The 26,151-nt window shown below is 68.3% G+C and carries 22 protein-coding genes; 8 read left to right on the top strand and 14 right to left on the bottom strand.

Annotated features, from left to right (window positions below; translation table 11 throughout):
• Positions 1 to 234: 234 nt before the first annotated feature.
• Positions 235 to 1,692 (top strand): amidase, encoded by a 1,458-nt coding sequence (locus tag NN2_RS06145; protein WP_063011200.1) that lies wholly within the window; start codon positions 235 to 237, stop codon positions 1,690 to 1,692.
• 133 nt (positions 1,693 to 1,825) lie between these two features.
• On the opposite strand, the gene NN2_RS06140 is transcribed toward NN2_RS06145, so the two are convergent.
• The 6 genes from NN2_RS06140 to NN2_RS06115 form a co-directional block, all read right to left on the bottom strand.
• Positions 1,826 to 2,548: an SAVMC3_10250 family protein gene (locus tag NN2_RS06140; RefSeq protein WP_063011170.1), complete on the bottom strand. Its 723-nt coding sequence runs from the start codon at positions 2,546 to 2,548 to the stop codon at positions 1,826 to 1,828.
• A 12-nt stretch (positions 2,549 to 2,560) separates the two neighbouring features.
• On the bottom strand, positions 2,561 to 4,375 hold the full coding sequence (locus NN2_RS06135) for a serine/threonine protein kinase (RefSeq protein ID WP_104406270.1): 1,815 nt from the start codon (positions 4,373 to 4,375) through the stop codon (positions 2,561 to 2,563).
• Between the two features lie 10 nt (positions 4,376 to 4,385).
• The gene (locus tag NN2_RS06130) at positions 4,386 to 6,179 is read right to left on the bottom strand and encodes a vWA domain-containing protein (RefSeq protein ID WP_063011166.1); all 1,794 of its coding nucleotides are present in this window, start codon (positions 6,177 to 6,179) and stop codon (positions 4,386 to 4,388) included.
• Entirely contained in the window at positions 6,176 to 7,414 is a 1,239-nt protein-coding gene (locus tag NN2_RS06125) for a hypothetical protein (protein ID WP_063011165.1), read from the bottom strand. Before NN2_RS06125 ends, NN2_RS06130 begins: the two co-directional genes overlap by 4 nt.
• Complete coding sequence (locus tag NN2_RS06120; protein WP_156511226.1) at positions 7,411 to 8,829, bottom strand: hypothetical protein; 1,419 nt, start codon at positions 8,827 to 8,829, stop codon at positions 7,411 to 7,413. The genes NN2_RS06125 and NN2_RS06120 overlap by 4 nt, the downstream gene beginning before the upstream one ends.
• Positions 8,830 to 9,047: 218 nt before the next feature.
• Positions 9,048 to 10,514, bottom strand: a complete 1,467-nt coding sequence (locus NN2_RS06115) for an NERD domain-containing protein (protein WP_063011161.1) — start codon at positions 10,512 to 10,514, stop codon at positions 9,048 to 9,050.
• A 380-nt stretch (positions 10,515 to 10,894) separates the two neighbouring features.
• Between NN2_RS06115 and NN2_RS06110 the strand changes: the two genes are divergently transcribed.
• The 3 genes from NN2_RS06110 to NN2_RS36100 all read left to right on the top strand — a co-directional run bounded on the left by NN2_RS06110 (position 10,895) and on the right by NN2_RS36100 (position 15,967).
• Complete coding sequence (locus NN2_RS06110; RefSeq protein WP_063011198.1) at positions 10,895 to 12,136, top strand: cytochrome P450; 1,242 nt, start codon at positions 10,895 to 10,897, stop codon at positions 12,134 to 12,136.
• A 101-nt stretch (positions 12,137 to 12,237) separates the two neighbouring features.
• On the top strand, positions 12,238 to 13,917 hold the full coding sequence (locus tag NN2_RS06105) for a bifunctional metallophosphatase/5'-nucleotidase (RefSeq protein WP_245658571.1): 1,680 nt from the start codon (positions 12,238 to 12,240) through the stop codon (positions 13,915 to 13,917).
• 64 nt (positions 13,918 to 13,981) lie between these two features.
• A complete protein-coding gene (locus NN2_RS36100) occupies positions 13,982 to 15,967 on the top strand; it encodes an Eco57I restriction-modification methylase domain-containing protein (protein WP_063011159.1) in 1,986 nt (661 codons plus the stop codon).
• A 37-nt stretch (positions 15,968 to 16,004) separates the two neighbouring features.
• On the opposite strand, the gene NN2_RS06095 is transcribed toward NN2_RS36100, so the two are convergent.
• The 4 genes from NN2_RS06095 to NN2_RS06080 form a co-directional block, all read right to left on the bottom strand.
• Positions 16,005 to 16,625: a TetR/AcrR family transcriptional regulator gene (locus NN2_RS06095; RefSeq protein ID WP_063011157.1), complete on the bottom strand. Its 621-nt coding sequence runs from the start codon at positions 16,623 to 16,625 to the stop codon at positions 16,005 to 16,007.
• A 113-nt stretch (positions 16,626 to 16,738) separates the two neighbouring features.
• Positions 16,739 to 16,918, bottom strand: coding sequence for a hypothetical protein (locus NN2_RS06090; RefSeq protein ID WP_063011155.1), 180 nt, complete (start codon positions 16,916 to 16,918; stop codon positions 16,739 to 16,741).
• 129 nt (positions 16,919 to 17,047) lie between these two features.
• The gene (locus NN2_RS06085; RefSeq protein WP_063011153.1) at positions 17,048 to 17,566 is read right to left on the bottom strand and encodes a gamma carbonic anhydrase family protein; all 519 of its coding nucleotides are present in this window, start codon (positions 17,564 to 17,566) and stop codon (positions 17,048 to 17,050) included.
• Positions 17,547 to 18,527 carry a GlxA family transcriptional regulator gene (locus tag NN2_RS06080; protein ID WP_063011151.1) on the bottom strand — a complete coding sequence of 327 codons (981 nt, stop codon included), beginning with the start codon at positions 18,525 to 18,527 and terminating at the stop codon, positions 17,547 to 17,549. Before NN2_RS06080 ends, NN2_RS06085 begins: the two co-directional genes overlap by 20 nt.
• A gap of 71 nt (positions 18,528 to 18,598) precedes the next feature.
• Between NN2_RS06080 and NN2_RS06075 the strand changes: the two genes are divergently transcribed.
• Together NN2_RS06075 and ald are read left to right on the top strand one after the other, a co-directional pair.
• On the top strand, positions 18,599 to 19,366 hold the full coding sequence (locus NN2_RS06075; RefSeq protein ID WP_063011194.1) for an MBL fold metallo-hydrolase: 768 nt from the start codon (positions 18,599 to 18,601) through the stop codon (positions 19,364 to 19,366).
• 109 nt (positions 19,367 to 19,475) lie between these two features.
• Positions 19,476 to 20,600: an alanine dehydrogenase gene (ald, locus tag NN2_RS06070; protein WP_051756001.1), complete on the top strand. Its 1,125-nt coding sequence runs from the start codon at positions 19,476 to 19,478 to the stop codon at positions 20,598 to 20,600.
• Between the two features lie 21 nt (positions 20,601 to 20,621).
• Here the strand turns inward: ald and sigJ are convergent, their stop codons facing one another.
• Positions 20,622 to 21,542: an RNA polymerase sigma factor SigJ gene (gene sigJ / locus NN2_RS06065; RefSeq protein WP_369817518.1), complete on the bottom strand. Its 921-nt coding sequence runs from the start codon at positions 21,540 to 21,542 to the stop codon at positions 20,622 to 20,624.
• Positions 21,543 to 21,658: 116 nt separating this feature from the next.
• Between sigJ and NN2_RS06060 the strand changes: the two genes are divergently transcribed.
• On the top strand, positions 21,659 to 22,759 hold the full coding sequence (locus tag NN2_RS06060) for a cobalamin biosynthesis protein (RefSeq protein WP_063011147.1): 1,101 nt from the start codon (positions 21,659 to 21,661) through the stop codon (positions 22,757 to 22,759).
• Here NN2_RS06060 and NN2_RS06055 read toward each other — a convergent pair.
• From NN2_RS06055 to NN2_RS38410, 3 genes are all read right to left on the bottom strand, one after another.
• Positions 22,733 to 23,149 carry an ester cyclase gene (locus NN2_RS06055; RefSeq protein ID WP_063011145.1) on the bottom strand — a complete coding sequence of 139 codons (417 nt, stop codon included), beginning with the start codon at positions 23,147 to 23,149 and terminating at the stop codon, positions 22,733 to 22,735. The genes NN2_RS06060 and NN2_RS06055 overlap by 27 nt on opposite strands.
• Positions 23,150 to 23,248: 99 nt before the next feature.
• Positions 23,249 to 24,262, bottom strand: a complete 1,014-nt coding sequence (locus tag NN2_RS06050; RefSeq protein ID WP_063910691.1) for an SURF1 family cytochrome oxidase biogenesis protein — start codon at positions 24,260 to 24,262, stop codon at positions 23,249 to 23,251.
• 5 nt (positions 24,263 to 24,267) lie between these two features.
• A complete protein-coding gene (locus NN2_RS38410) occupies positions 24,268 to 24,762 on the bottom strand; it encodes a low molecular weight protein-tyrosine-phosphatase (RefSeq protein WP_255407291.1) in 495 nt (164 codons plus the stop codon).
• Between the two features lie 304 nt (positions 24,763 to 25,066).
• On the opposite strand from NN2_RS38410, the gene cobC reads away from it, so the two are divergent.
• Positions 25,067 to 26,095, top strand: a complete 1,029-nt coding sequence (gene cobC / locus NN2_RS06040; protein WP_063011190.1) for an Rv2231c family histidinol phosphate aminotransferase CobC — start codon at positions 25,067 to 25,069, stop codon at positions 26,093 to 26,095.
• The last annotated feature ends 56 nt before the right edge of the window (positions 26,096 to 26,151 follow it).

The following is a 26,151-nucleotide window of genomic DNA, read 5'->3' as shown; positions in this document are numbered from 1 at the left end:
GAGAGAGAGAGAGATCGCCGTGACCGGTTTCGAGGGCGTAGGCACGAATCGTGGCTATCGCGCTCTCCGTGCGGGCCAAGGCCACCTCCCTCGCAAGCAGCACGAAACGTGTTCTGTGGGAGTAAATTTCGTTCCAACGAGGTTGTATGGAGAGCGTCTGTCGCGGTGGATCCGGACCGACGCTTCGGCCATGACCACCAGGTGTGTACGCACCCGGAGATGCGAGGAGAACTGATGCCCGGACCGGAGTTTGCGACGCTGCGCGAGCAGGTAGCCGCGTTGCAGGCCAAGACCATCTCGGCGACCGAACTGCTCGAACTGAGCATTGCGCGGATCGAGAAGTTCGACGAGAAGGTCAATGCCGTTGTGGTGCGGGATTTCGAGCGCGCTCGCGTTGCGGCGAAACAGGCCGATGCGGCGCTGGCGCGGGGTGAGGATGGGCCGCTTCTCGGCGTTCCGGTCGCGGTGAAGGAATCGTTCAATATCGCCGGTCTGCCGACCACGTGGGGTCTGCCCGACGCGAAGGGGTGGGTGCCGGCGGAGGACGCGGTGCTGGTGTCGCGCGTCAAGGCAGCGGGCGGGGTTGTCGTCGGCAAGACGAATGTGCCGTTCTTTCTGCGTGATTGGCAGTCCTACAACGACATCTACGGCACGACCAACAATCCGTGGGATCCGACTCGTTCGCCCGGTGGTTCGTCCGGAGGGTCGGCCGCCGCGCTCGCGGCGGGGTACGTCTCGCTCGCACTCGGCTCCGATATCGGCGGCTCCCTGCGGGTGCCGGCGCATTTCTGCGGCGTGTACTCGCACAAACCGTCCCGCACGCTGCTGCCGGGGCGCGGGCACATACCGCCGCGCACGCCCGCACTGGAGGCTCCCATGGACCTCCCCGTCGTCGGTCCGATGACCCGCAGCGCCGCCGACCTGACCTTGGCGACGCGGCTGCTTGCCGGGCCCGACGAGGTGGAGGCGGTCGCCTACAAGCTGGAGTTGCCACCGCCGCGCGGCGAGGAATTGGCGCAGTTCCGCGTGCTGATCATCGACAGTCATCCGTTGCTGCCGACATCCACCGTGATTCGCGACGGTTTCGACCGGATCGCGCGGGGGCTCGAGAAAGCCGGTGCCACGGTCGCGCGGCAGAGCTCTCTCCTGCCCGACCTGACGCTGACCGCGAAAACCTATTTCACAATGCTGATGTCGCAATTCGGCGCCGATGCCCCGGCCGACGCGATCCGGGCGATCCAAGCCGTCGTCGCCGAAATTCCGCCGGAGACCGACACCGTCGAGGCGGTCATCCAACGAGCCTTCGTCGCCGGCCACGGCGATTGGGTGAAGGCCGACCGCGTGCGCATCGGCCTGGCCGACGGGTGGCGTCACCTGTTCAAGGAATTCGACGTGGTGCTGTGCCCGATCACGCCGACACCCGCTTTCCCGCACGACCATTCGGGGATGGACACCCGCACGATCGATATCGACGGCATCGCCTACCCGTACAACTACAACCTGGTGTGGGCGAGTATCGCCACCCTGCTCGGGCTACCGGCGACCGCGGCACCGATCGGACACTCGCCGGAAGGGCTGCCCTTCGGCATGCAGATCATCGGCCCCTACCTCGAAGACCCGACGACCTTGCGGTTCGCCGAATTGCTCGAGCAGGAGTTCGGCGGATTCACCCCGCCGCCCGGTTTCGAGTAAAGCGCTCGCTCGCTCGCCACGACGATTGGGCCCGACTGTCTTTCGCATCCCGTAGTCGGTTGGTCGGACAGCGTCGCGCCGCGCCGGCAGCACCGGCACAGGTCTTGCGGCCGGCCGGTCCGGCGGAATGCGATCAGGGCCGTTCGTAGCGCACGTACAGTGGCGACGCGAGCACGATCGGGAAAGGCACCTGGGGTGGGTGGACTACTCCGGATACACGAGCATGCCCGCCCAAATAGGGTGCGAATTCGCGGAATTTCGGGCTGCAGGCGACTTCGCGGAAATAAGTACCCAGGTTGTGTTCCAGGTCGGTCGGCTCCTTGGTGGAAGGTTTGAACAGGTTCCGGAGGCCGTGCGTCTTGTCCGAACCATTGGCGTCGACCAGTGCTTTCACCACCTGCTCGGTGGCGCCGACGGACACGGAATACTTGCCGGGCCGATCGTGCGACTGGGACGATGCCTCCGGGTTCGTGGCGACGTTGCGGGCCGAGCCGTGGAGCACGATGCGGGGAGTGGTGACGGAGAGTGGTTCGGCCTGGCAGAAGAGCACCGCGCCCGCGGGGTCGTCGTCGAGGTGCGCTATGCCGATGCGGCCCTCGAACATGACCCATTCGCCGTTCTCGATATCCGGATCGGTGTAGTCCACGCACCCGTGTTCGAAATCCGCGATCAGGTTCCGAAGCCGCTGCTCGTTGCCGGCGATATCCGCCAGTTCGAAATCGGCACCGGCCTCCACCGGCGTGACCTTCGCCTTCGCCGATATCTTCCGCAGTCGAAGGTTTCGCCACCACGATGCCGCCGCGGGTACGAAGTTGTCGATTTTCGAACCTGAGATGTAGAGGAACTCGTGATACATGTCGGCTTCCTTTCAACGGGTCAGCGCCCTGGCCGACCATCGACCGGAGAAATCCTCGGTAGCCACCAGCACCTGTCCATCGGTGAGCGCGGCCAGTTGGAGGCGCCACGCAGCGCCGACGACCAATGCCGCTCGGTGGCAGGGGGATTCGGTGAGGCGTTGCCAATCGGGCCGGGCGCCGTCGAGCCGGGGGGTGACCCACAGCCCGTCCGCGCCCGCCGCGGCGATCGTGACGCCGTCGCGCTGACCGACGCATGCCACGTCGATCACATCACCGGGAACCTCGATCGGGCCGGTCGGCACCCACTCTCCGTAACGTTGCTCGAATGACAGGAGTTCGCGGGCCGGGGCCGCGACGAAGCAGACCGGTTCGCCCAGAAGATTCAGGCCGACCGCGGACGATCGAATATCGGTGAGGCCGAGGCGCTTCGCGGATCCTCCGGCGATGATGACGAAATCGCCGTTCGCGGCGTTCGCGGTGACGACGGCGGCCCCCTCGTGATCGGTCGCGGCGGCCAGAACACGCCGTACATACGGGCCGCCGCTGTCCCGGCGGATCATCCCGTCGAGAGTCAATTCCACCGTCGTCAGCCGTTCGCTGACCGCGTCGACCAGGTACGCCGTGGCGGACCCGGTAGCGGTGCGGACGACCGCGAGGCCGCCGCCCACCGCGGCGCGCCCGCCGTCCTGCCAGATACCGGCGCGGCCCACCATGAGCCGTTCCGCCTTGTCGATCACGAAATCGACAGGGTTGCCGGTGCCGTCTGCGACCGAACGGACCACGACCGGTGCGGCCGGGGCCTGCTCATCGGCCACCAGCGCCCACAGCGCCCCGGGGCCCAACCGGGCCCGTGCCACCACCGCGTTTGCCGATGCCGTCACCGTAGTGGTCCGGAAACCGTCGACGGTGACATCGAGGTCGGTATAGCGCAACCCCTTGGACGTCGGAGCGCCCAGCTCGGACAGCTCACGCGCCCAGCGCACCAAGGATGTGGGCCGCTGGTCCGGGTCGGGCGCAAGCAGTGCCGTCACATGGGCGGCGACCTCGACGGGAAAACTGCGGCGGACCAGGTAGTCGAAGCAGTCCTGCTGCGCACTGTCCGGCGGAGGATTGCTACCCGTAAGCAGGTAGTAGATCACCGCGCCGAAGGAATAGCGATCGGCCTCCGGGCTGCCGTTGCCGGTTCTCGACGCCTCCGGAGCGGTGTAGCCGTCCTTTCTGACGACTGTGACCGGCCCGCTGTGGGTCGGCACGGCGAAGCTGAAGTCGATCAGTGAGACCGCGTCGGTGTGCGGGGCGAGTATCACGTTGCCCGGGGAGATGTCGCGGTGCACCAAGGCCACACTGCTGGAAGCGATTCCGTCGACGATCGCGGCGAGCTCGGCGGCTACCGCGCACACCTGCTCGAAGGGCGGGTTGTGTTTGAGCCATTTGGTCAGATCCTGGCCCTCGACCCACGTCGAGATCACGTACAGCGTGCGCACATCCCCGGATTCGCCGGGCGGATGCGGTGGCGGACCCGGGAAGACGTCGGTGGCGCCGACCACGCCGGTGACTTCCCGTTGTAGTTGCTGCGTTTCCTGCCGCGCGTTCTGGGCGCGCAGGTACGACCGTTCGAGGGCATCGGCCGGGGACTCGTTGTGCCCGACATCCAAGTTCCCCGCGTGTAGTATTTTCACGGCCCAGCGGTGCTTGCCGCCATTGCGCCGAGGCGTGCTGGCCAGCCACACCTGCCCTTCGCCGCCGGCGTCGATCTCCTCTTCCAGGAGGTACTGATCCGGATCCTCTGCGGGGCCCACCCGGTAGCCCGATCGGATCTCGGGCATGCTCACTCGATCAATCACGGTAGGTGAATCTGCCTGTCGGACCGGAGGACTCAGGCTTCGGCGCCGCCTCGGCCTCCGGCTGCATGATGATCAGACGATCGAGCAGCTCGCTTGTCGTATCGTGCACCCGCTGCATGAGCAGTACCTGGGCGCTGGTCGGTGAGTCGACCGCCGTTCCGAAGACCGCGCCGAGAGTTTCGCAGCCGACGGCGGCGCCGTTCAACTGGTCGAGCAGTGCGCGCAACGGTGTGAACGGGGCCTCGGTCTGTGTCACCGTCAAGACACGCGACACACTGGAGACGAAGCTTGCAATGTCGGCGGCAGGCGAGCCGAGTTCGCGGCTGAGCAACTGTTGTAGCCACTTGTAATTCCAGAGCTGCCGGCCGTAGACACGGGCCGCTTCGTCATTGCAGCGTACGAGCAGCTCGGAGAGTTGGTCTCGCAGATTCTCGCGGCGCTGATCCCACTGGCTGGTGCCGGCCGAGCGCAGCCGGTCGAGTGCCGCCTTGGTGCGGCCGGAGAGCGGGCCGGGGCGGCTCGCCTCGGTGAGCCGCTCGCCCACCCGGTGACTGATGCCGCCGCCCAGTCCGGTGAAATAGTCGGCCAGCACCTCCATGCCGCCCACCTGGGCCGGGTCGCCGCCGCCTACCTTGACCAGCTCCTCCAGCAGCGCGTGATTGGGAATGATTCTTTCGTCCGGCGGCAGACCACGTCGCTGGAACAGCTCCGCGGTGCTGATTCCGATGGCATGCAAGCGTATCTTGGCTTCGTTGTGCAGATGCGCGACCAGGCTCACCGGTTCCTGCACCGTACGCACCACCTCTCCGGTGCCGCCCTCGCCGGCCGGCGCCCAATTCGCCCCATCGCTCACCAAGACGATGAGCTTTTCGTTGCTCGGATGGCCCTCGCGGTAGAGCAGGTTGGCGGCCTCGTGCAGCGCGTTGCCGATATCGGTCCCGCCGTCCGGGCGCAGCAGCGCGATGGCGTGCCGAAACTCTGTGACCAGAGACTCCGGTGAGCTGCCGTCCAGCTGTGTCATCCCACCGCCGCGCGGAAACTTGTGCCGCGCCTGATGATTGAATTCGAGAAGGGCGAAACGAGACACCCGGCCGGAGATCTGCAGGCGGATGTCGAGCATGTCCAGTAGCGCGCGTTTGAGTGCTTCGATCCGGGTGATCCACTGTCCGCCGTGGGCGCGAAAAGCCGACCGCTCGAGGCCTGCCGGAATATCATCCCAGCTCATCGAACCGCTGATGTCGGCGAGGACGACGATATCGACACCCGCGCGCACCGAGGAGGCATACAGCTCGACAGCCGAATCCCGGGTAAGACAGGCCAATCCGCTGTTGCGGCCACCGAGGTCGATCTCACGGACCTTGTGCGGCACCCCGTCGACCGGCAGGAAGACGTCATCACCGGTATCGGGTAGCCATAGCAGGGCCCCTGCCAGCCCGGCGCGCACGATCTGGCGGGCGGCGTCCGCGGGATCCAACTCCGTGGGCAGTTCGAGCACGATTCGGCGCACCGGTTGCGGCTCGAGCGGATCGAAGCGCCAGGGCTGCCCGGACGGCTCGATATCCCAGTGCGCGGCGAGTTCGTCGGCGAGCGCCACATGTCCGGCCGGCAGTTCCGGAACCTCGGTGGCTGACACCGCGACCTGTATCAGGTCTGGCTGGGCACCGACCTGGAGCAATCCCGCCCCACCCCGCACACCCGGCGGAATACCGATGTGGTGCCCTGTGATCGGGCCGCCGGCCGGAACCACGACCATCCGATGCGAGGAGGAGTCGACCGTGGCGGTCATCGGCGCCCCCCTTCGATCTGAACCTTCATACCGAGTTGTGCTGTGTAGAAGCGGATTCCCTGGCCGCCGGATCCGATGAACCGCCCGCGGAGATGCTCCGGAACCTTGACGAAGAGCATCGCGGGCCTGGTGTTCCGGCTCGGTTTGTATTCGGCCAGCTCGATTGCCGCGGCGACCTCGGTGCCGGATCGGGGATTGGCCGCTATCACCAGCTCCCGCAGCTTCTCCATGAGTCGCTCACCCTCGTGCGCCGTAGTCGCCACGGCGGCAGCGGCTGCAGCCCAGCCCGCCTTGCTTCGGTCGAAAGCCTGTGCTGCTGCTCGGTTTCCGCGTACCGCTGGTTCCGTCGCCTGCAGCAACCGGTGAATCCCGGCATAGTCGATCGCCAGGTCCCGGTGCCCGCAGTTGCGCAATGTGTGGGCGAAACCTTGCAGGCTGGGTAGCCGCTCAGGCCGACGCCTGCCGGCAGCGCCTGTGATGATCTCGAATACGAGATCTGCCGGGGCCCCTCCACGCACCCGGGAATGGTTCGCGCACAGCCCCAAACCCACTCGCTCGCTGCCGAATACCTGCCACCGGGTCGCGTGCCGGGTGCACATCCGCTGGGGACAGTGCTGAAAGGACTGCGACACATGCTCACAACGGACGGTGCCGATGTCCTGGCAGCCCGGCGTCTCGCAGTGGGGGAACGCCGCGTCGTAACAGGACGGGCAGTAATCGATGTCGGGATCGCGCGGGTGTGGCCGCCGATGCCGCGCGCACCATCCCTTCTCACGCCGGCAGGCTCGACCGGCACAGCGGAATTCTGCCGGGTCGTCGCACTGCTCGCAGGCCGGACGGTGCTCGAGGCAGACCGGGGTCAGCGCGCCGTCGAGGATGACGACGTGCCGATCACAGACCCGGTTGTTCTTCGCCTCGGCGGGACAGGCTGAACAGGTGAACGGCGCATATGCCCCGCAGTGCTTGCATCGGTACTGGACGCGGGGTCGTTCGCGGACCGCGACGACAGAGATGGGGGTGCTTTCGCCGACACGCTCGACATCGGCGGGGATCCACACCACTTCCAGCCGGATTTCGCCATCGGGGCTGTCGAGTTGGTGAGTGGGACCCTGCCGCAGATCGCGGCCGTGCAGTGCCGGCTCCAACTCCGCCCACAGCGCCTGAAATTCCTCGGGGGTGCTGGGCGCATCGCGCAACTGACGCAGATCCAGCACCAGTTCGATGGCTTGGTTCATCCGCCCGATCCCCTGTCGTCCCGGCGCCGCTGCGCCCCGCGGCCTCGTGCGCTGCCGTCGGTGCCGCGGGCCTGATTGCCGCCGCGCTGCCCGGCGCTGCGGTTCCCGCCATGCCGGTTGCGACGGTCGGGCTGAGATCGCTTGCCCGCGAGGGCTGTTCGGCTCTGCTGACCTGGCCGGCCGGCAGCCGGCGGTTGTGCCTCGGCGATCCGCGTGCGCCAGGAGCCCAGCACGATCGAGGTCCGGCCGGGCACATCCGCGCTCAGCCACTGCAGCAACGGACCTCCGGGGGCGGCATCGGTCAGCGCGAGCAGGCATCGGCTCAGCAATTCGCTCTCGCCGGCGCCGGCCCACCGCGTCATCAGGTCGGTCTCCGTCGTTCCGTGTGTCACGCCCAGGGCCGGCAGCTCGAGCGGTAGCAGCGCGGGGGCAAGCTCGGCGGCGTCGGCATCGAGATTGCGCAGCTCCACGGCGATCGAGTGAAAGAGTGAGCGCCCGACCGCACGCGCCGGGCGCGGCGCGGGCTCGGAATTATGTCGCCGGTTGGCGGTCTTTTGGTCTTTCGGCGCGGCGCCCGGACGCTGCCGCGGCTCGTCGGCAGCCATCTGCGCGCGCAGACCCTCGGCCACCGCGCGGGCCCGGTTGTCCTCCAGCATGCGCTGTGGCACATTGCCGACCCGACGGCCGTCGCGAACCATGCGCCTGGCCTGCATCCCGACCGCAGCCAATAACAATGCCTGCGTGCGGATCCCGGCGAGAGTGGGCGCGCCGTCGAGACAGCGCACGGCGACGGTCAGTGTGCCATCCGGCTCGGCGGACGGATAGACGTCCATGCGTTCGAGCAGCGCCACGCCGTCCCGACGGCGCAATTCCGCCTTCACTCGGTCGAGGTGTTCGGGCGCGGTCGAGGCTAGAAATCTCGTCGCCAGATGCGAGCGTGACCCGGCCAGCCAACGTGAGCCGATCCGATCACGTGGCGCACCCGCCCGGGTGATCCCGCGGCCGAACAGGGCGATCAGCGCGGGCACGTGGGTGCGCAGCAGGTTGCACAGCACCTCCTGCTCCACCGAGGAGAGCACCTCCAGAGTGTGGATGTCACCACCCAGAATCGCTGCGTGCCTTGTGGTTCCCAGCGCCGGCGGCACCAGCACACCGCCGTGCGAATGGACGAGCTCGGCCAAACGCCGGAACGTGGCCGACATCCCCGCATAGTGCTCGTTGCGGGCCGTGCGCGTCCCGAGCCACCCCATCGATTCAGCTACGGCGAAGAGCCCGTGCTGCCCGGGAACGGGAACAATGCGCGCATTCCGCACGGTTGTGAAGGCTCGAGCCATCTGCTCCGGCTCGACCCCCTGCACCGCGAAAGCCTTCTCGAATCGCTGGCGGGTGGCCCCGATTCGCGTCAAGCTCACCATCACACCACTATGTTCGCTCAGCTCGGGCGTGGACGTTACCGATTCGGTAATCGTGCGCAGCGTCGCGCAAAGCTGCGCCACCACAGTACTTTTCGCAGCGGCCCGCATTTCAAGACATAGGTCGGTAACCGACCGTTCCGTATTGATGTCTGGGACGAGTCGGTCTGGGGGACAAGCGTTTGAGGCCGTGGCGCATTCGGTGGTGACGTGGTTCTACATCAGCAGCCCACCTGGAACGGATAGCAGGTTGCCCCCTCCGTCGGCGTTGTCGAATGTTGCTGTGTGCCTGGGGGTTCGGTGGGCGGCGGGGCGGGCGTCGTTGTCCTCTCGGGCGGGCGGACCTGGGATGGTGCCGGTTGGGAGTCGGATTGTGCGCGGGGGTGGTCCTTGCCGGCCATGTAGCCGATGCCGCAGATGAGGATGAGGACGGCGGCGATGCCGAGGAGTGCGGTGCGGAGGCGGTGGCGTGCTGGGGGTTGGGTTCGGAAGTTGGAGTCTGTGCTTGGCTCCCCGGGTGCGGGTGCGGGTGCGGGTGCGGGTGCGGGTGCGGGTGCGGGTGCGGGACTGGCGTCGGTCTGCAGAGCCTGTGTGGACGCAGGCTTCGGGACCGCTCGCGAAGTCTGTACAGCTGAGAATGTCGGGTCGGCGTGCGAAGCCGGTGGGGTCTCGGGGTGGGCTCGGGCGTAGGAAACGGGTGAGGTTGACGGGGCTGGGGCGGGCGACGAGGTGGGTGGGGCCGCGTTGGCTTGGGCGTTCCGCGAATGCGGGAGGTGTGAATCTGTGGGGACCGCTTGCGAATTCGGGCGGGCTTGGTCTGCCTGTTCCGGCTGGGCCGGTGCGTTCGCAGAGGTGGCGAGGGGCGGCGGGGTTGCGGGTGTCGAATCGATCTGCGAAGACGGGTTGTGTGAAGCTGCGGGGACCCCTTGTGAATTCCGTCCGTCCCAGTCTGCTTGCTGGGCGACCGGGGCGTCAGGTGGCGCGGAGACGGGCGTCGAGGTAGTTGAGCTTCCGTCTCCTTCTCTCGGGACCGCCGACACCTCGGTCGGGAATCCCTCCGCCAGCAGTTCCGCGTAGAGCCGGCGGCGGCTTTCGGCGTCGCGGGTGCGGTCGACTCGCAGGGCTGTCAGCACGGTGACGACCAGCTCCGCGGTCCACGGTGTTCGGTCGCGGTGCTGGGCGGTTCGGCCGAACCACGAGTAGAGCTGGGAGGCGCTGTCGCCGAGCAGGACGGTGAACCCGGCGGGCATCGGGCCCTTGTCGAGGGTGACCGTGTTGCCCGACTTGGGTATGAGCAGGGTCAGGCCGTCCACGAACGGTTCCGGGCCGCGTGTCAGTTCGGCGACGAAGGTTCTCAGGGCGGAGACGGGCCTGCGCACTTGGTGCAGCGGGTTGAGGTCGTCGCCGCGGAGTTGGACCGGGTCGCCGTGGATGCCGGGTGCGGACCACCGCTCGTTCATCGAATACGACAGCGGTCCGCGGGTCTTCTTGCGCAGAGCGTCGACCTCGATGACGGCCGCCGCGTGCGGAGTGAAAACCAGAAGATCGGCTTCGGTGCTCCCGCCGTCCAGCCTGGGGATGTAGACGCCGGAGACGGCGATTCCGGGTTGGGTGACGTAGTTCGCGAGCCATTCGACGACCTGCTGTTGGGTCTTCGGTTTGGTGATGTCGCCGTTGATTATCAGCATGGCCGGTTCGACCTCCAGAAGCGTTGTAACACATCAACGTTAACCGAGTGCTTCCACCGAAAGTCGCGTGATAACGCTGCGCTACAACGGCTTTCGGGCGGTAACGGCTGGTGGGCTGCTCGGCGGCTCATGGACGGTCGAAAAGTGAGATAAGACAACAAATTCCGACCGGACGGAATGTCGACTCGGAGTCGCTGAGGGTGTACGAGGAGCGGTCGGCTCGACGTTCCGCGTCGTCGACGCTGCCTGTCGGGGTGCGGGCGGGGGGCACTGCCCGCCGGGCGCGCGGCGGCCCAGTGGCGCCCGCTCGCGGCAACCGCGAAGGATATCGATATTCTCCGCTATGGAATTCTCATTCTCATTGAGAGAGAATGATCCGTATGCCTGACACGCCTCGCCCTGCCACAGCACTCGACGACGCCCCCGCGCCCGATAGCGCCGACGCGGTCTACTGGGACCCGTTCGACCGCGAGATCGCGAAGGACCCCTACCCGATCTATCGGCGGATGCGGGCGGAAGCGCCGCTCTACTACAACGACAAGCACGACTTCTATGCCCTCACCCGCGCGTCGGATATCGATCCCGCACTGCTGGACTGGGAGACGTACTCGTCGTCGCGGGGGCCGATTCTGGAGATCATCAAGGCGGGGATCGAGATTCCGCCGGGCACGTTGCTGATGGAGGATCCGCCGGCGCACGACATCCACCGCGCGCTGCTCAAGCGGGTGTTCACGCCCCGGCGGGTGATGTCGCTGGAGCCGCAGATCCGCGACCTGTGCCGGCGGTCGCTGTACCGGCTCGCCGGGAAAGACCGGTTCGATCTGATGACCGCGTTCGCGAACGAGGTGCCGATGCGCGTGATCGGCATGTTGCTCGGCATCCCGGAGGCCGATCAGCAGACCGTGCGCGACAAGGCCGACAGCGCGCTGCGCACCGAGCCCGGGCAGGGAATGCAGATCTCCGACAAGGCGATTCCGGATGCCGAACAGTTCGCCCAATACATCGACTGGCGCGCCGACAATCCCTCCGACGATCTGATGACCGAGTTGATGCGCGCCGAATTCGTCGACACCGAGGGCGTGACGCGGACGCTGACGCGCGACGAGATCCTGACCTATGTCTCCGTCGTCGCGGGGGCCGGTAACGAGACCACCGCCAGGCTGATCGGCTGGCTGGGTGCGCTGCTCGCCCGCCACCCCGAACAGCGCGCCGAACTCGTCGCCGATCCGAGCCTGATCCCGAACGCGATCGAGGAGACGCTGCGATTCGAGCCGACCGGCCACGCCATCGCCCGCTACGTCACAAAAGATGTGCAGCTCTACGGGACCACCGTGCCCGCCGGCAGCGCGATGATGCTGCTCATCGCGTCGGCGAACCGCGACGAGGAACGCTGGGACGACCCGGAGCGGTTCGATATCCACCGCAAGATCAGCAATCTCCGCACCTTCGGCCTCGGTACCCACTTCTGCCTGGGCGCGGCGCTGGCCCGGCTCGAGGGCAGGGTGGCGCTGGAGGAGCTGTTGCGCCGCTTCCCGACGTGGGATGTCGACTGGGACAACATCACCTTGTCGTCGACCTCGACCGTGCGCGGCTGGGAGACATTGCCGATCACCGTGGGCTGACGCACCGAGCAGCCGTCTCCTGTCGGCGATAGCGCAGGGCGACAGCAGAGTTCACCGAACCGTCGTTTCGGGGACGTTCCCGTATGTCAGAGTCTGACGGTATGGGTGTTCTGCGGCGCATGGCGGCCGGTGGTGCCGTCGCGATGAGTCTGGTCGCGCTGTCCGGATGCGGCGGAAGCAGCGAAACCACACATCGGGGCGCGATACCGCTGGTCTCCACCAGCGACCTTCCGGCGGCGCAACCCGGCGATGTGCACCTGTTCGGGATCAACGATCTGCACGGCAATCTGGAACCGCCGGAGGCGAGCAACGGGCAGGTGGGGGAGTACACCGCGGGCGGGGCGGCGTATCTGGCCACGCATCTGCAGCGGTTGCGGGCGGCGTATCCGGACAGCGCGGTGGTGTCGGCGGGGGACAACATCGGGGCGAGTCCGCTGGTGTCGTCGCTGTTCCACGACGAGCCGACGATCGGCTATCTCAACCAGATCGGGGTGGCGGCGTCGGCGGTGGGCAATCACGAACTGGACCACGGGGTCGTGGAACTGGGACGGTTGCGCGCGGGCGGCTGTGCGCTCGACGGGTGCTCACCGGGGGAGCCGTTCACGGGAACACACTTCGATTTCCTCGCCGCCAATCTCACCGACTCCCGCGGTGAGCCTCCGGCCGGAGTGCGGCCGTGGACGATGCTGACGATCGGCGGGCACAAGATCGGTGTCGTCGGGGTGGTGACGCCCGATACGGTGAATCTCGTTTTCCCGGAAGGAATTCGCGGTTACACCTTCGGCGAGGAAGCCGAGGCGATCAACAAGTACGTGCCCGCCATGAAACAGGCCGGTGCCGAAACCGTTGTCGCCCTGGTGCACGACGGCGGCGCCCAGGGAACACCGGCGAAGACCACCGACTACAACGGTTGCGCCGACATCAGTCCGGATGTGCCGGCGCTCGCGGCGCATACGGATCCCGTCGTTCGAGTGCTGCTCACCGGGCACAGCCATCAGGCCTACAACTGCGAATTCGACGGCAAGGTGGTCACGCAGGCGTCGTCCTACGGGCGCCTGATCACCGACGTCACGCTGCGGTTCGACCACGGGAAGGTGTCCGCGCACGCCGTCAACCGGGTAGTGACCCGCGATGTCGCTCCCGATCGGGCGGTGGACAAGTCGATCGCATTCTTCTCCGGCCAGGCGGCGCCGCGCGCACAACGGGTCGTGGGCACCGCGACGGCCCCGCTGACGCGCAGCGATCGCGGTGGCGGCGAATCCCCGCTCGGTGCGGTGATCGCCGATGCGATGCTCGATGTCACCCGCGATTCGGCGCAGGCCGTGGCGGCGTTCATGAATCCGGGCGGCGTGCGCGCCGACATCGGCCCCGGGCCGATCACCTACGGCAGCATCTACGAGACGCAGCCGTTCGGTAATCAGGTCGTCACCGTCACCCTGACCGGTCGCCAGATACTGGACCTGCTGGAACAGCAGTGGGACAACAAGAGCAAACCCGCCGTGCTCTCGGTCGCGGGCATCTCCTACTCCTACGACGACAAGGCCGCCCCGGGACACAAGGTGATCGCCGATTCCGTCCGCATCGGAGACCGGCCGGTGAATCCGGTCGCGACCTACCGGGTGACCACCAACAACTTCCTCGCCTCCGGCGGCGACGGCTTCGCAGTGTTCACGCGGGGCACGGATACGGCGGTCGGCCCGACCGATCTGGACGCCCTGGAGACCTACCTGCGTGACCGTGGAGCGGTCGGTCCGCCCGAGGAGCGCGTCCAACGCCGGTGAGCGACCTGCGGCGCGATACGTCGAGTTCGCCCACATTTGTGCTCGCAGCAGGCACAATGCGGACATGCGCGGCGGGCGGGAGCAGCCAGCAGCAGACCGCCGGGCGGGACGGGAGCCGGGCGGGGGTGGGGCGCGGAAACGGCACGGTCGGCATTACACGCCGCCGCGGTTGGCGGAGTTTCTCGCGGAGCGGATGCTCGCGCATGTGCGACCGGAACGCGAGTTGTCGGTGCTGGACCCCGCCTGCGGCGACGGTGAGTTGCTGTCGGCGGTGGCATATGTTGCGGCACAACGCTTTCCGGATACCTCCTTGCATCTGGTGGGGTACGACCTGAATGCCGCGGCGGTCCGGGAAGCTCAGACTAGGGGGACATCGTGGAACAGCCGATTCGCGGGCAGGTCCCAGGTCTGGCCGGAGGAGGGCACCGCCGAGTCGTGGGCGGGATCGCGGGTGGCGGACGCGGTCGGCGCATACCTCGGCGCGGCGCCTGGGGTGGATACCGCGCCACCGTCGAATCGGGTCGTCATCGATTGGCGGGTGGGGGATTTCCTCTGCGCGGCAACCGAATTGACCGACTCGCACTTCGACGCCGTGATCACGAACCCGCCGTATGTGCGGACTCAGCAGCTGGGTGGCGCGACCGCGCAGATGCTGAGCAAGCAGTTCGGGCTGTCGGGACGTATCGATTTGACCCATCCGTTCGTCGCGACGATTCCGCGGTTGTTACGACCCGGTGGAGTGCTGGGTCTGCTGTGCGCCAACCGATTCCTCAGCACCAAGGCGGGGGCGAATCTGCGGGCGCTGCTGTATGCGGAACTGACGCCGGTGGAGCTCTACGACCTTGGGGACACTCGGCTGTTCGAGGCGGCGGTCCTGCCCGCGGTGACAATCGCCGTGCGCGGGCACGAGCAGCGGACCTGCAGGTTCGTCACGGCCTACGAGTGCGAGCGGGAGCCGACGGCCGCTGCCGACCTGTTCGACGCTGTGGTCGCTCCGGCCGACTCCGTCGTCGACCACGGCGGTCGCCACATCGCTGTGGAGACCGGAACGCTGTGGACCGGTGTGCACGGCGAACCGTGCGGATCGGGGAACCCGGGGCGCGGTTCGGCCGGCGGGCCCGCGCGAATTCTCGCCGATGGTGGCGACGCATGGGCCGATGTGGAGTGCGAAGACGAATCACTCACCAGCACTTTCGATCCCACAACTCCGTGGCGTATGTCGCGACCCGCTACCGACGCCTGGTTGGGGCGAATCGCCGCCGGCACGTGGCGCACGTTCGGCGAGGTGGCACGAATCAGGGTGGGCATCAAGACGAATGCCGATCGAGTCTTCATCTCGGACCGGTGGGAGGATCGGCCCTGCTGTCCGGAGCCCGAACTGCTCCGGCAGCTGCTGACTCATCACGACCTCGCTCCGTGGCGGATCGCACGCGCCCGCGACACCCGGGTGCTGTACCCCTACGAGACTTCGTGCTCGTGCCGCACACCGGTCGATCTGAGCGAATATCCGGACGCCGCGGCCTATCTCGCCCAGCACAAGGACACCCTGGCCGCTCGGGACTACCTCACCGGCACCGGGCGGGAGTGGTTCGAGATCTGGGTGCCGCAGCGGCCGCATCTGTGGTGCCGTCCGAAGGTGGTGTTCCCGGATATCAGTGTGGCGCCGCGGTTCGCGCTCGATCGCAGCGGTGCGGTGGTGAACGGCGACTGCTACTGGATGTCGCTGGCCGATATCGGCGACGAGCGGATCGCGTATCTGCTGATGGGCGTGGCCAATTCGACGCTCGGACTGCAATTCTACGATGCCGTGTGCGGAAATCGGCTCTATGCCGGGCGGCGCCGGTGGATCACGCAGTATGTCACCCGGCTTCCGCTCCCCGATCCGAATACCGATGCGGGACAGCGGCTCACCGACCTGGCACGCGAATTGGCCAACGGCGGAGCCGAACCCGATGTCGCGCTGCTCGATCGGCGCGTGGCCGCGGCGTTCGGGCTGGGCGAGACCGGTGTCGGGCCGCCCGGCAGTGTCGCGTCGGAGTCTTCCTGGTAGCCGGCGACAGTCGCACTGTGCATCGCAGGCCCGGCCGTCAGGCGGTGTGGCCGCCGACCATCGGCAGCAACGTCCGCCGGGCGAAGGCGCGGGCGGCCTCCGCGTCCGAGAGCGGAATCAGCCCGTCGGGAGTCAACGCCAGGGACTGCGCCAGCCGGGCCATGATCTCGGCGACGAGGTCGGCATCGAAATCCAGTTCGGCGTTGGCCTTCTGCAAACCGCGCAGCTTGTCGGCCAGGTAGGCGCGGCCGACCGCGAGGATCGGGCCGGCGTCGGTGGTCAAGCGCGGCAGGATCAGCTCGGGTTCGGTGCGCAGCAGTCGTTGCAGCAGCTCGTTGTGCGCCAGCGCGGTGATGAAGACGACGAAGATCTCCACCAGCTGATCCTCGTTGTCGGTGATGCTGCCGACCCGCTGTTCGATATCGGCGACGAAGCGCTGCGCCTCGCGCACGCTTACCGCCTCGACGAGATCGTTCTTCGATTCGAAGCGGCGATACAGCGTCGCGGGGCTGATGCCGGCGCGGCGCGCGATCTCACCCATGCTGGTCCGCTTGATCCCGAAGTCCAGGAAGGCCGACAGGGCACTCTCGAGCAGCTGCTCACCGTCGGAGCGGGGCTTCTCGAGGATGCGGGCCAGGATGGACGGAACAGGGGGCATGGGGTCTCCAGTCGAGTCGGCGAATGACCGCGTCGATGCGGAAGGCTGACGATCATTATCTCATCGCGCCGGACCGTCACCGACGTCCCCGACCGGGCTCACGCCGCCCGCGCTCAGCGCAGATTGAATGCGGCCATTTCCTGCTCGATCGCGTTCGCGGCGAAATCGCTTCCGTTGCAACGTAATTCGTGGACTCGACGCTGTAGCGCCTCGATGCCACCGGGTTGGGCCGCGATATCGGCCACACTGATCCGCCCCTGGGGTCGGTGCATACCGGACTGCTCGTACGACACCGTCTAACCTCCTGCATACCCACGTCGCAGTGCGCCGCCCGGGGCGATGATTCACTGCCGCGGACCGCGAACATGCTGCGACGATGCTACCAAGAGATCAACCTGGACGCTTGACCAGTGTGGCCCGTCTCACAGCTGGGTGCCGGCGTCGCGGTGAGTGCTCATATTGTGCAGATAGACCGCGGCGTTGAGCTTGATGCGATCGCGTTCGGCATCGCCGAGTTCGCGCCGCACCTTGCCCGGTACGCCCGCGACCAGGGAGCCGGGTGGAATCTTCATGCCCTCGGGAATCAGGGCGTTGGCGGCGATGAGGCTGCCCTCGCCGATCACCGCGCCGTTGAGCACGGTCGCGCCCATGCCGACCAGCACGTCGTCGCCGACCGTGCAACCGTGCAGAATCGCGTTGTGGCCCACCGACACTCCGCTGCCTACCTGCAGTTCGAATCCCGGATCGGCGTGCAGTACGCAGCCGTCCTGGATGTTGGTGCCGGCGCCGATGCCGATGTCCTCCAGATCGCCGCGGATCACCGCGCCGTACCAGATGCTGACCTGTTCACCCAGCCGCACCCGGCCGATCACCGTGGCCGTCGGCGCCACCCACGCGGTGTCGTCGATCTGCGGCTCGTGCTCACCCAGCTTGATCATCATGCAGGTCAACATAGCTGGCCCGGAACTGGGCGCGATGTGCGGCCGGTGGCAGCCCGAGCGTGCGATGGAAATGGTGGCGCAGATTCATCGCCGTGCCCAGGCCGGTCTCGGCGGCGATGCGGTCCATCGTGTCGTCGGTGGATTCCAGCAGTAGCCGGGCGCGGTCGATGCGCTGATCGAGCAGCCAGCGCTGCGGGCTGGATCCGGTGCGTTCGCGGAAGCGGCGAGTGAAGGTGCGCCGCGACATCAGCGCCGTGCGGGCCCAGCTGTCCAGATCGATGGGCTGGTCCACATGTGTTCGCGCCCAGACCATCGCGTGTTCGATGGGGTCGTCGTCGGTGGCGTCGGGCACCGCGAGCGGGATGTACTGCGCCTGGGAGCCGGCGCGGTAGGGGGCCAGTACCAGCGTGCGCGCGAGTTCGGTCGCGGCGCGGGCGCCGTGATCGGCGCGCACCAGGTGCAGGCAACAGTCCAGTGCCGCAGCCACTCCCGCGGAGGTCACCACATCGCCGAGGTCGGTCCACAGCCGATCCGCGCGCACGGTCACCGCGGGAAACGCGTGGGCCAGGGCCGGAGCCAGACCCCAGTGTGTGGTGACTTCACGCCCGTCCGCCAGACCGGTGGCGGCCACCACCCAGGAGCCGCGGCACAGTCCGACGATGCGGGCGCCGCGTTCGTGTGCGCGCCACAGGGCCGACGAAATGACCTCGGGCACGGGAAGTTCCGGGTTCCAGCTGGGAATCACCACGGTCTCCGCGCGGTCGATCGCCTCGGGGCCGTGGCGTACGACGAGGTCGAAATCGCCGGGGGTGCCGAGGATTCCGGGAACTTCCGCGCAGGTGAGCACCCGGTAGGGCGCGCTGTCCTGCACGCTGGTGCCGATCCGGCCGAACACCATCCCGGGGACGGACAGGTGAAACGGGCTGATTCCGTCGAAGGCGACCACCGCGACCACATGCATGGCCCGATCTTATCGAAGCGTGGCCTGCGGGCCACTGTTCGAGCGTGCCGGATCGGGACAAGCTGTTGCTCATGACGAACACGCTCTCCACCACGGTCGAACTCCTGCACATCGGCGGCCCCACCGTCCGGCTGAACTACGGCGGGCTGGTCTGGCTGACCGATCCGACCTTCGACGAACCCGGCGACTACTCCGCCGGCGCGCTCACCCTGCACAAATTGACCGGACCGGCGGTCGCCGCGGATCGCGTGGGCCCGGTGGACGTGGTGCTGCTGTCGCACGATCAGCATCCCGACAACCTCGATCCGGCGGGCCGCGACGTCATGGCCGGCGTCGAGACGGTGTTGTCCACGCCGGAAGCGGCCGGGCGCCTGGAAGGCGTTCGGGGACTGACGGTGTGGGAGTCGGTGCGCATCGGCGCCGTCACCGTCACCGCGGTACCGGCGCTGCACGGGCCGGAGGGCGCCGAGGCGCTGAGCGGCACGGTCACTGGCTTCGTCCTGCAGGCCGAGGACCTGCCGACGGTCTACATCTCCGGTGACAACGCCTCCGTCGACTACGTCGAGCGCATCGTGGCGAAATTCGGCCGCATCGACATCGCCCTGCTCAACGTCGGCGCCGCGAACGTGGGCCGGTTCGAGGACAGCGACGTCACGCTCAATGCGCGCACGGCACTGGCCGCGGCGCAGGTGCTCGGCGAGGCGGTCGTGGTGCCGGTACACGCCGAGGGCTGGGCGCACTTCACCGAGACACTCGATCACCTTCGGCGCACCTTCGGCTACGGCGGGCGCGAGAAGCAGCTGCGGATCCCGCCGCTGGGCGAGTCGATCACCGTGTGACGCCGATGCCGGGCTGCCGGACGCGGATCGATTGCCGATTGGTTGCGGTTCTGTGAATCGCCGCGACTTGATCATGGCACCGCGCCCGGATCAGGGCCACGATGGCGGTATGAGAATCGGGGTTCCGCGCGAGATCAAACCGCAGGAGAGCCGGGTCGCCCTCGCCCCGGCCGGCGCCGTCGAACTCACCCGGCACGGTCATCGGGTGCTGATCGAATCCGGCGCCGGACTCGGGTCCGGATTCACCGACGCCGATTACGTGGCCGCCGGCGCGCACATCGCCGCGAGTGCCGACGCGGTGTGGGACGAGGCGGAACTGGTGTTGAAGGTGAAAGAGCCGATCGCACCCGAATATTCGTGCATGCACGCCGGGCAGGTGCTGTTCACCTTTCTGCACCTGGCGGCCTCCCGGGAGTGCACCGACGCCGTGCTGGCCTCCGGCATCACCGCGATCGCCTACGAAACCGTGCGTGGACCCGACGGATCATTGCCGCTGCTGACGCCGATGAGCGAGATCGCCGGCAAACTCGCACCCCAGGTCGGCGCCTACCACCTGATGGCGCCCGAAGGTGGCGCCGGAGTGTTGCTGGGCGGCGTGCCGGGGGTGCGGCCGGCGGAAGTGGTGGTGATCGGCGGCGGGGTGGCCGGAACGAGTGCGGCGACGGTCGCGGTCGGGATGGGTGCGCGGGTGATCGTGCTCGACACCAATCCGGTGCGATTGCGTGAACTCGACATCCGATTCGCCGGGCGGGTCACTCCTCTCGCCTCGAACGCGGCCGACATCGACCGGGCGGTCGTCGCCGCGGATCTGGTGATCGGTTCGGTGCTGGTGCCGGGAGCGCGAGCGCCGCAACTGGTCCCGGATACCCTGGTGGAGCGGATGCGGCCGGGGACGGTGCTGGTCGATATCGCCATCGATCAGGGCGGTTGTTTCCAGAGCTCCCATCCCACCACGCACGCCGAACCGACCTTCCCCGTGGCGAATTCGCTGTTCTACTGTGTCGCGAATATGCCCGGCGCGGTCCCGCACACCGCCACCGTCGCGTTGACCAACGCCACCCTGCCGTATGTGCGAACCATCGCCGATCTCGGCTGGCGGGCGGCCTGCCGTGCCGACCCGGGCCTCGAGGCCGGGCTCAATGCCGATGCGGGACAGCTGTACTCACCGGAGGTGGCCCGGGCGCACGGCCTGCTCGGGGTCGGTCACGGAGCGGGGTGGCAGGCGTGCCGGTGACGGGCCGCGCCGAGCGAACTCTCACATCGTCCAATCCGGTTCGCCCTCGGGCAGATCGTGCAGCTTCTCCGGATTGCGGACGATCGCGATCGAGGTGATGCGGTCCTGTTCGACGGTGAAGGCCATGATCCCCAGATGGTTGCCGTCGAAGACCATGAGGCCCGGCAGACCGTTGACCTGAACCATGCGCGCCCACGCCCCGGTTCCGGCGCGGTACCAGCCGAAGTACAGCTTGGCCACCAGCTCGGCGCCCTGCACCGGCTGCCGGATCGCGGGCACCCGGCCGCCACCGTCGGCGGTCAGGGTGACGTTCTCGTCGAGCACACCGAGCAGGCCGCTCAGATCGCCCGACCGCCAGGCCGCGGAGAAGGCCGAAACCACCTTCTCGTGTTCGTCGCGGGAGGCCGGGAAGCGCGGGGTGCCGTCCTCGACGTGCTTGCGGGCGCGGGAGGCGAGCTGGCGGACGGCGGCGGGGGTGCGGCCCACCACGTCGGCGACCTCGGGACCGGTCATGCCGAAGATGTCCTGCAGCACGAAGGCGGTGCGTTCGGCGGGCGAGAGCGATTCGAGGACCACCAGCAGGGCGGTGGTGACGCGCTCGTCCTGCGAAACGCGGTCGGCCGGGTCGTCCCAGCTGGTGACCTCCGGCTCCGGCAGCCACTCGCCGACGTATTGTTCGCGGCGCGCCCGGGCCGAACCCAGCTGATCCAGCGCGAGGCGGCCGGTGACGGTGGTCAGCCAGGCGCGCAGATTGTCGATTCGCTCACCGGGAGAACGGGTTTCGTACCAGCGTTGCAACCGCAACCACGCCTCCTGCACGACGTCGTCGGCATCGCTGAGGCTGCCCAGCGTGCTGTAGGCCACGCGGCGCAGATACTGGCGATGCTCCTCGAACCGGCGTGCCAGTTCGGTCTGATCGATATCGTCGTGTCCGGTCGTCACAGCTGCCATCCTCGTCTCGCCGCGCGCGCCCGCCGCGCGGGTGCCTCCTCATGGTGACGATGCCGCCGGGCCGAGTGTGACATCGGGGTGCCCGAGGGGGCCGATAGTCTCGCCCGGTGCGATATGGAACGGCGCGGGCCGCGGGACTGCTGATCGGATTCGCGGCGGATCGGATTTTCGGTGATCCGCGGCGAGGACATCCGGTGGCGCTGTTCGGGACGGCGGCCGCCGCGGTGGAATCGGCCGGATATCGTGATGCGCGTGCCGCCGGGGTCGTGCACGAGATCGTGTTGGTGGGTGGTGTCGTCGCGCTGAGCGCGGGCGCGGAGATCGCTGCCCGGCCATCGGGAATCACCCGTGGGAGCGGCGTGGTGTCGGCATGGCGGAATCGGCGCGGCGGCGTGGCCGGGGGCAGGCGAGGCGGGTGCGCCGGCGTCCGGACGGCGGTGGTGCAGGGGCGCCCCGGTCGTCACGCGGGGCTCGGCGCCATCGTGATCACTGCGGTCGGCACGTGGATCGCGCTCGGCGGCACCACGCTCGCCCGGACCGGGCGCGAGATGGCGGATCGACTGGAGGCGGGGGAGTCGACCGGTGCGCGGGAGGTGCTGCCCTCGCTGTGCGGACGCGATCCCGAAGCGCTCGACGCCGACGGATTGGCCCGTGCCGCAGTCGAATCCATTGCCGAGAACACCTCCGACGCCACCGTCGCGCCGCTGGTGTGGGGTGCGGTCGCGGGAGTGCCGGGGCTGCTCGGCTACCGCGCGATCAACACGCTCGACGCGATGGTCGGCTATCGCAACGAGCGCTACAGCAACTTCGGCTGGGCCGCCGCGCGCGTCGACGATCTGGCGAATCTGCTGCCCGCGCGGGTGAGCGGGGTCCTCACCGTGATGCTCGCGCCGCTGGTGGGCGGGCGGCCCGGCGATGCGTGGCGCGCGTGGCGCCGCGACGCCGGGGCGCACCCGAGCCCCAACGCGGGCGTCGCCGAGGCCACGATGGCCGGAGCGCTGGGCGTGGCGCTGGGCGGGCGGACCGAGTATCGCCACGGGACCGAGATGCGTCCGGTGCTGGGTGACGGGCGGACCCCGCGGGTACCCGATCTGCGCCGGGCGGTGCGATTGTCGAACGGAGTGCAGCTGACGGCCGCGGTGGTGGCGGCCGTGACCGCGTACGCGCTCGGGCGCCGCCGATCAGCTCGCGCCGAGTTGCCGGAGTAGAGCGGCGGTGTCCAGGTATTGCCGGTCCTCGACCACCTTGAAGTCGGTGTCGAAGACCAGAACCTTGGCGTAGGCGATCTCGAACCGCCGGCCGGTCGCCGGGAGCAATGTCGCGCCGGCGACGACGAAGTCGTCCACCGAGGTTGCGCGGCCGACCAATTCGGCGGCCGCCGAGTTGGGTGCCGGATGCACCGCGCGAATGTCCTCGGCGTAATCGGGGAAGGCCCTGAACCAGGCGCGGCTCCAGTCCAGGGTCCCCGCGAGATCCAGTCGCAGGCCGGTACCGGTGTCGAATGCGTAATCGGGGGCGCAGGTCGCCGCCCAGGCATCCCACTGTTGCCCGGTCCACGATCGCTGCACGGTGTCGTAGGCCTGCCGGATGGCGTTCATCCCGTTCTCCGCTCGTATCGAGAGATCTAGCTATATCAATCTATAGCCAAATAGGTCGATCGGGCCAGTCGCGAAGTGGGCCGATTCTGCGGGATCCGGTCAGCTGCGGGCGTTGCCGTAGCGGTCGGCCAGGCGGTCCGCGGTGGTGCGTGGTTTCGGCGCGGCCGATGGCTCGTCCGGTGCGGAGGCGGTCTCGGGCCGGGCCTTCGGAGCCGGCTCCGAAGGGGCGGAAGCCGCAGCGGTGCTCGTGCCTTCGGCTGATTCGGCAGCCGGTGATCCGGCGGTGCTCATGGCCGGGACCTGCTCACTCGGGGTGGCTGCCCCCGCAGCGGCACGGTCGCGGCGGCGTTCGCGGATTTCGGCATAGACGAAGTAGCCGAGGCCGAGCGGGGCCATCACACCGAACGCGATCCACTGCAGCCCGTACGAGAGATACGGGCCCGCGTCGAGCTGGGGGAGTGACTCGGGGGTGAAGGCGCCGGGCTGGCCGGCGTCCAATTGCAGATAGCCGCCGTGCTCACCGGTCGCGAAGCCGGTCAGCGGCGTGCCCAGAACCGTGGCGAGCTGAGTGGTGTCGACCGAGTAGACCTGGCGGAGGCCGTCACGGACCATCGGATCCTTGCCGGGGACCGCGCCCTCGGATTTCCGGACCCGTCCCTCGATGTGCTGCTGACCCGACGGCGGCTCCGCGATCACCGGCAGATCCGAGCCGTTCACCGCCGCGATCAGGCCGCGATCGACGAGCACGACCCGGCCGTCGTCGAGCCGGAAGGCGGCCAGCACCCCGTAGGCGGGCTGATCGTTGAGCCGCTGCAATCGCTCGACCACCATCGAATTCGGTACGTAACTACCGGTCGCGACCACCCGCCGCCATTCGGTGTCGGCCGGATTCGTCCCGGCCGGTGGCGTGCCCTCGCCCGTGTTCAGCAGGTTCTTCGCCGGGACCGGGTCGGCGTTGACCGAGGCCGCGATCAGGTTGTTGCGGTGGGACGTCGAGGTGTTCTTGCCCAGCTGCCAGGGCGCGAGCACGGTGAAACACAGGTAGGCGAACGCGACCACGACGACCGCCAGGATCGCCCAGCTGGGCCGCAGGAGGAAGGTGAGCCGGCGCAGGATGTTCATTGCCGCGGTCCGGTCGTCGCGGGTTCGCCGAGTTGTTCGCGCACCCAGGCCAGCAGCGCGGGAACGGCCGCCTCGATCTGCTCGCGCACGAGTTCGAAATCGGTGTCGTCGCCGTAGTAGGGGTCGGGGACGTCGTGATCGTCGGCGGCGGGGTCGAAGCTGCGCAGCAGTCGCCGGCGCGCTTCGGGGATCCGCAACCGGGTCAGTTCGCGATCGTGGTTGGAATCCAGGGCGACCAGCAGATCGGCGTCGAGATGATCGGGGCCGATCATGGCCGCGACGTGCCCGATCGGATATCCGTGGCGGGTGAGCAGGGCGGTGGTGCGCGGGTCGGCGTCCGAGCCGACGTGCCAGGCGGTGGTGCCGGCGCTGCTCACGCGCACCCGATCGGCCAGTCCGGCGCGTTCCAGATGCGCGGCGAAGATCTTCTCGGCCATCGGCGACCGGCAGATATTGCCGGTGCAGATGAAGGTCACGTGCAGCTCGCCCACGCACCCATTGTGGCCGGTCGGTGCGGGCGGCGGCCACGTAGGGTAGGTGGCTGTGCCCGAGGACACCCCCGCGACCGCCGGCACGCGGTCGCACGCAGGCCCGAGCCGCCCGAGCGATACGCGTCCGGGCGGAGCAGCCGAGGCGGATGCGACCCGTGTGGGTTTCGCCGTGGGCGCCGACGGGCGCATCGACGGCGTGCGGGCGTCCGGGGGTCCCGAAGTCGGCGGTTCCGGATCGACCGATGCGGAGTCCGGCGGTGCTGGATTCGGGGGTGCTGGGTTCGGGGGTGCTGGGTTCGGTGGTGTGCAGGTCGACCGTTCGGCGTTGCGGCATCACGGGGACCGCGATGTGCTGCCGGGGATGCTCGACTTCGCGGTGAATGTGCGGGACGAGGCGCCACCGGAGTGGTTGCTGCGGCGGCTGGCCGCGCGACTGCCCGCGCTGGGGCGGTACCCGTCCGAGGACGAGGCCGACGCGGTGCGCGCGATCGTGGCGGCACGGCACGGCCGCGCGCCCGAGGAGGTGTTGCTGCTCGCCGGGGCCGCGGAGGGGTTCGCGCTGCTGCCGCGGCTGGCATCGCGGCTGGCGGCCGTCATCCATCCGTCGTTCACCGAACCGGAACTCGCTCTGCGCGAGGCCGATGTTCCGGTCGCCCGGGTGGTGCTGGCACCGCCCTACGAGCTGGCCGGGGCGCGGGTCCCCGAGGAAGCCGATCTGGTGGTCCTCGGCAATCCGACCAATCCGACCTCGGTCCTGCATCCTCGCGCGGTGATCGAATCGCTGCGCCGGCCCGGTCGCCTCGTGGTGGTCGACGAGGCCTTCGCCGATGCGGTGCCCGGTGAGCCGGAAACACTTGCGGGACAGTCCTATCCGGACGTTCTGGTATTGCGCAGCCTGACCAAGACGTGGGCGCTGGCCGGATTGCGGTGCGGATATCTGCTGGGTCCGCCCGAACTACTGACCCGGTTGAACCACGGTCGCCCACATTGGCCGCTCGGCACGCTGCAACTCGAGGCGATCGCGGCGACCTGCGAAGCGCACGCGATCGCCGAAGCCGAGGCGAGCGCGATCCGGATCGTGGCCGAGCGAGAGGCGATGATTCCCCGTCTGCGCGCCCTCGGCATCGACGTGCACGAACCGGCCGCGGGTCCGTTCCTGCTGATCCGTGTGCCCGACGGTGAGCTGCTGCGGAAACATCTGGCGGACAGAGATATCGGTGTCCGGCGGGGTGACACCTTCCCGGGGCTCGACGGTGAATTCTTACGCCTGGCGATCCGCGACAGCGACGCTGTCGATCGTTTGGTCGCCGCGATCGAAGCCGTCGGCCTGTGAGGATTCGCGCTCGGGGGCACGCGGCGCGGTCCGCCCCGGCAGGCGGCGTCGGAGTG

It is taken from the genome of Nocardia nova NBRC 15556 (genome assembly GCF_001613005.1).
Taxonomy (GTDB): domain Bacteria; phylum Actinomycetota; class Actinomycetes; order Mycobacteriales; family Mycobacteriaceae; genus Nocardia; species Nocardia nova.
The sequence above is the reverse complement of the archived record's forward strand: the minus strand, read 5'-3'. Positions and strand labels throughout refer to the sequence as shown.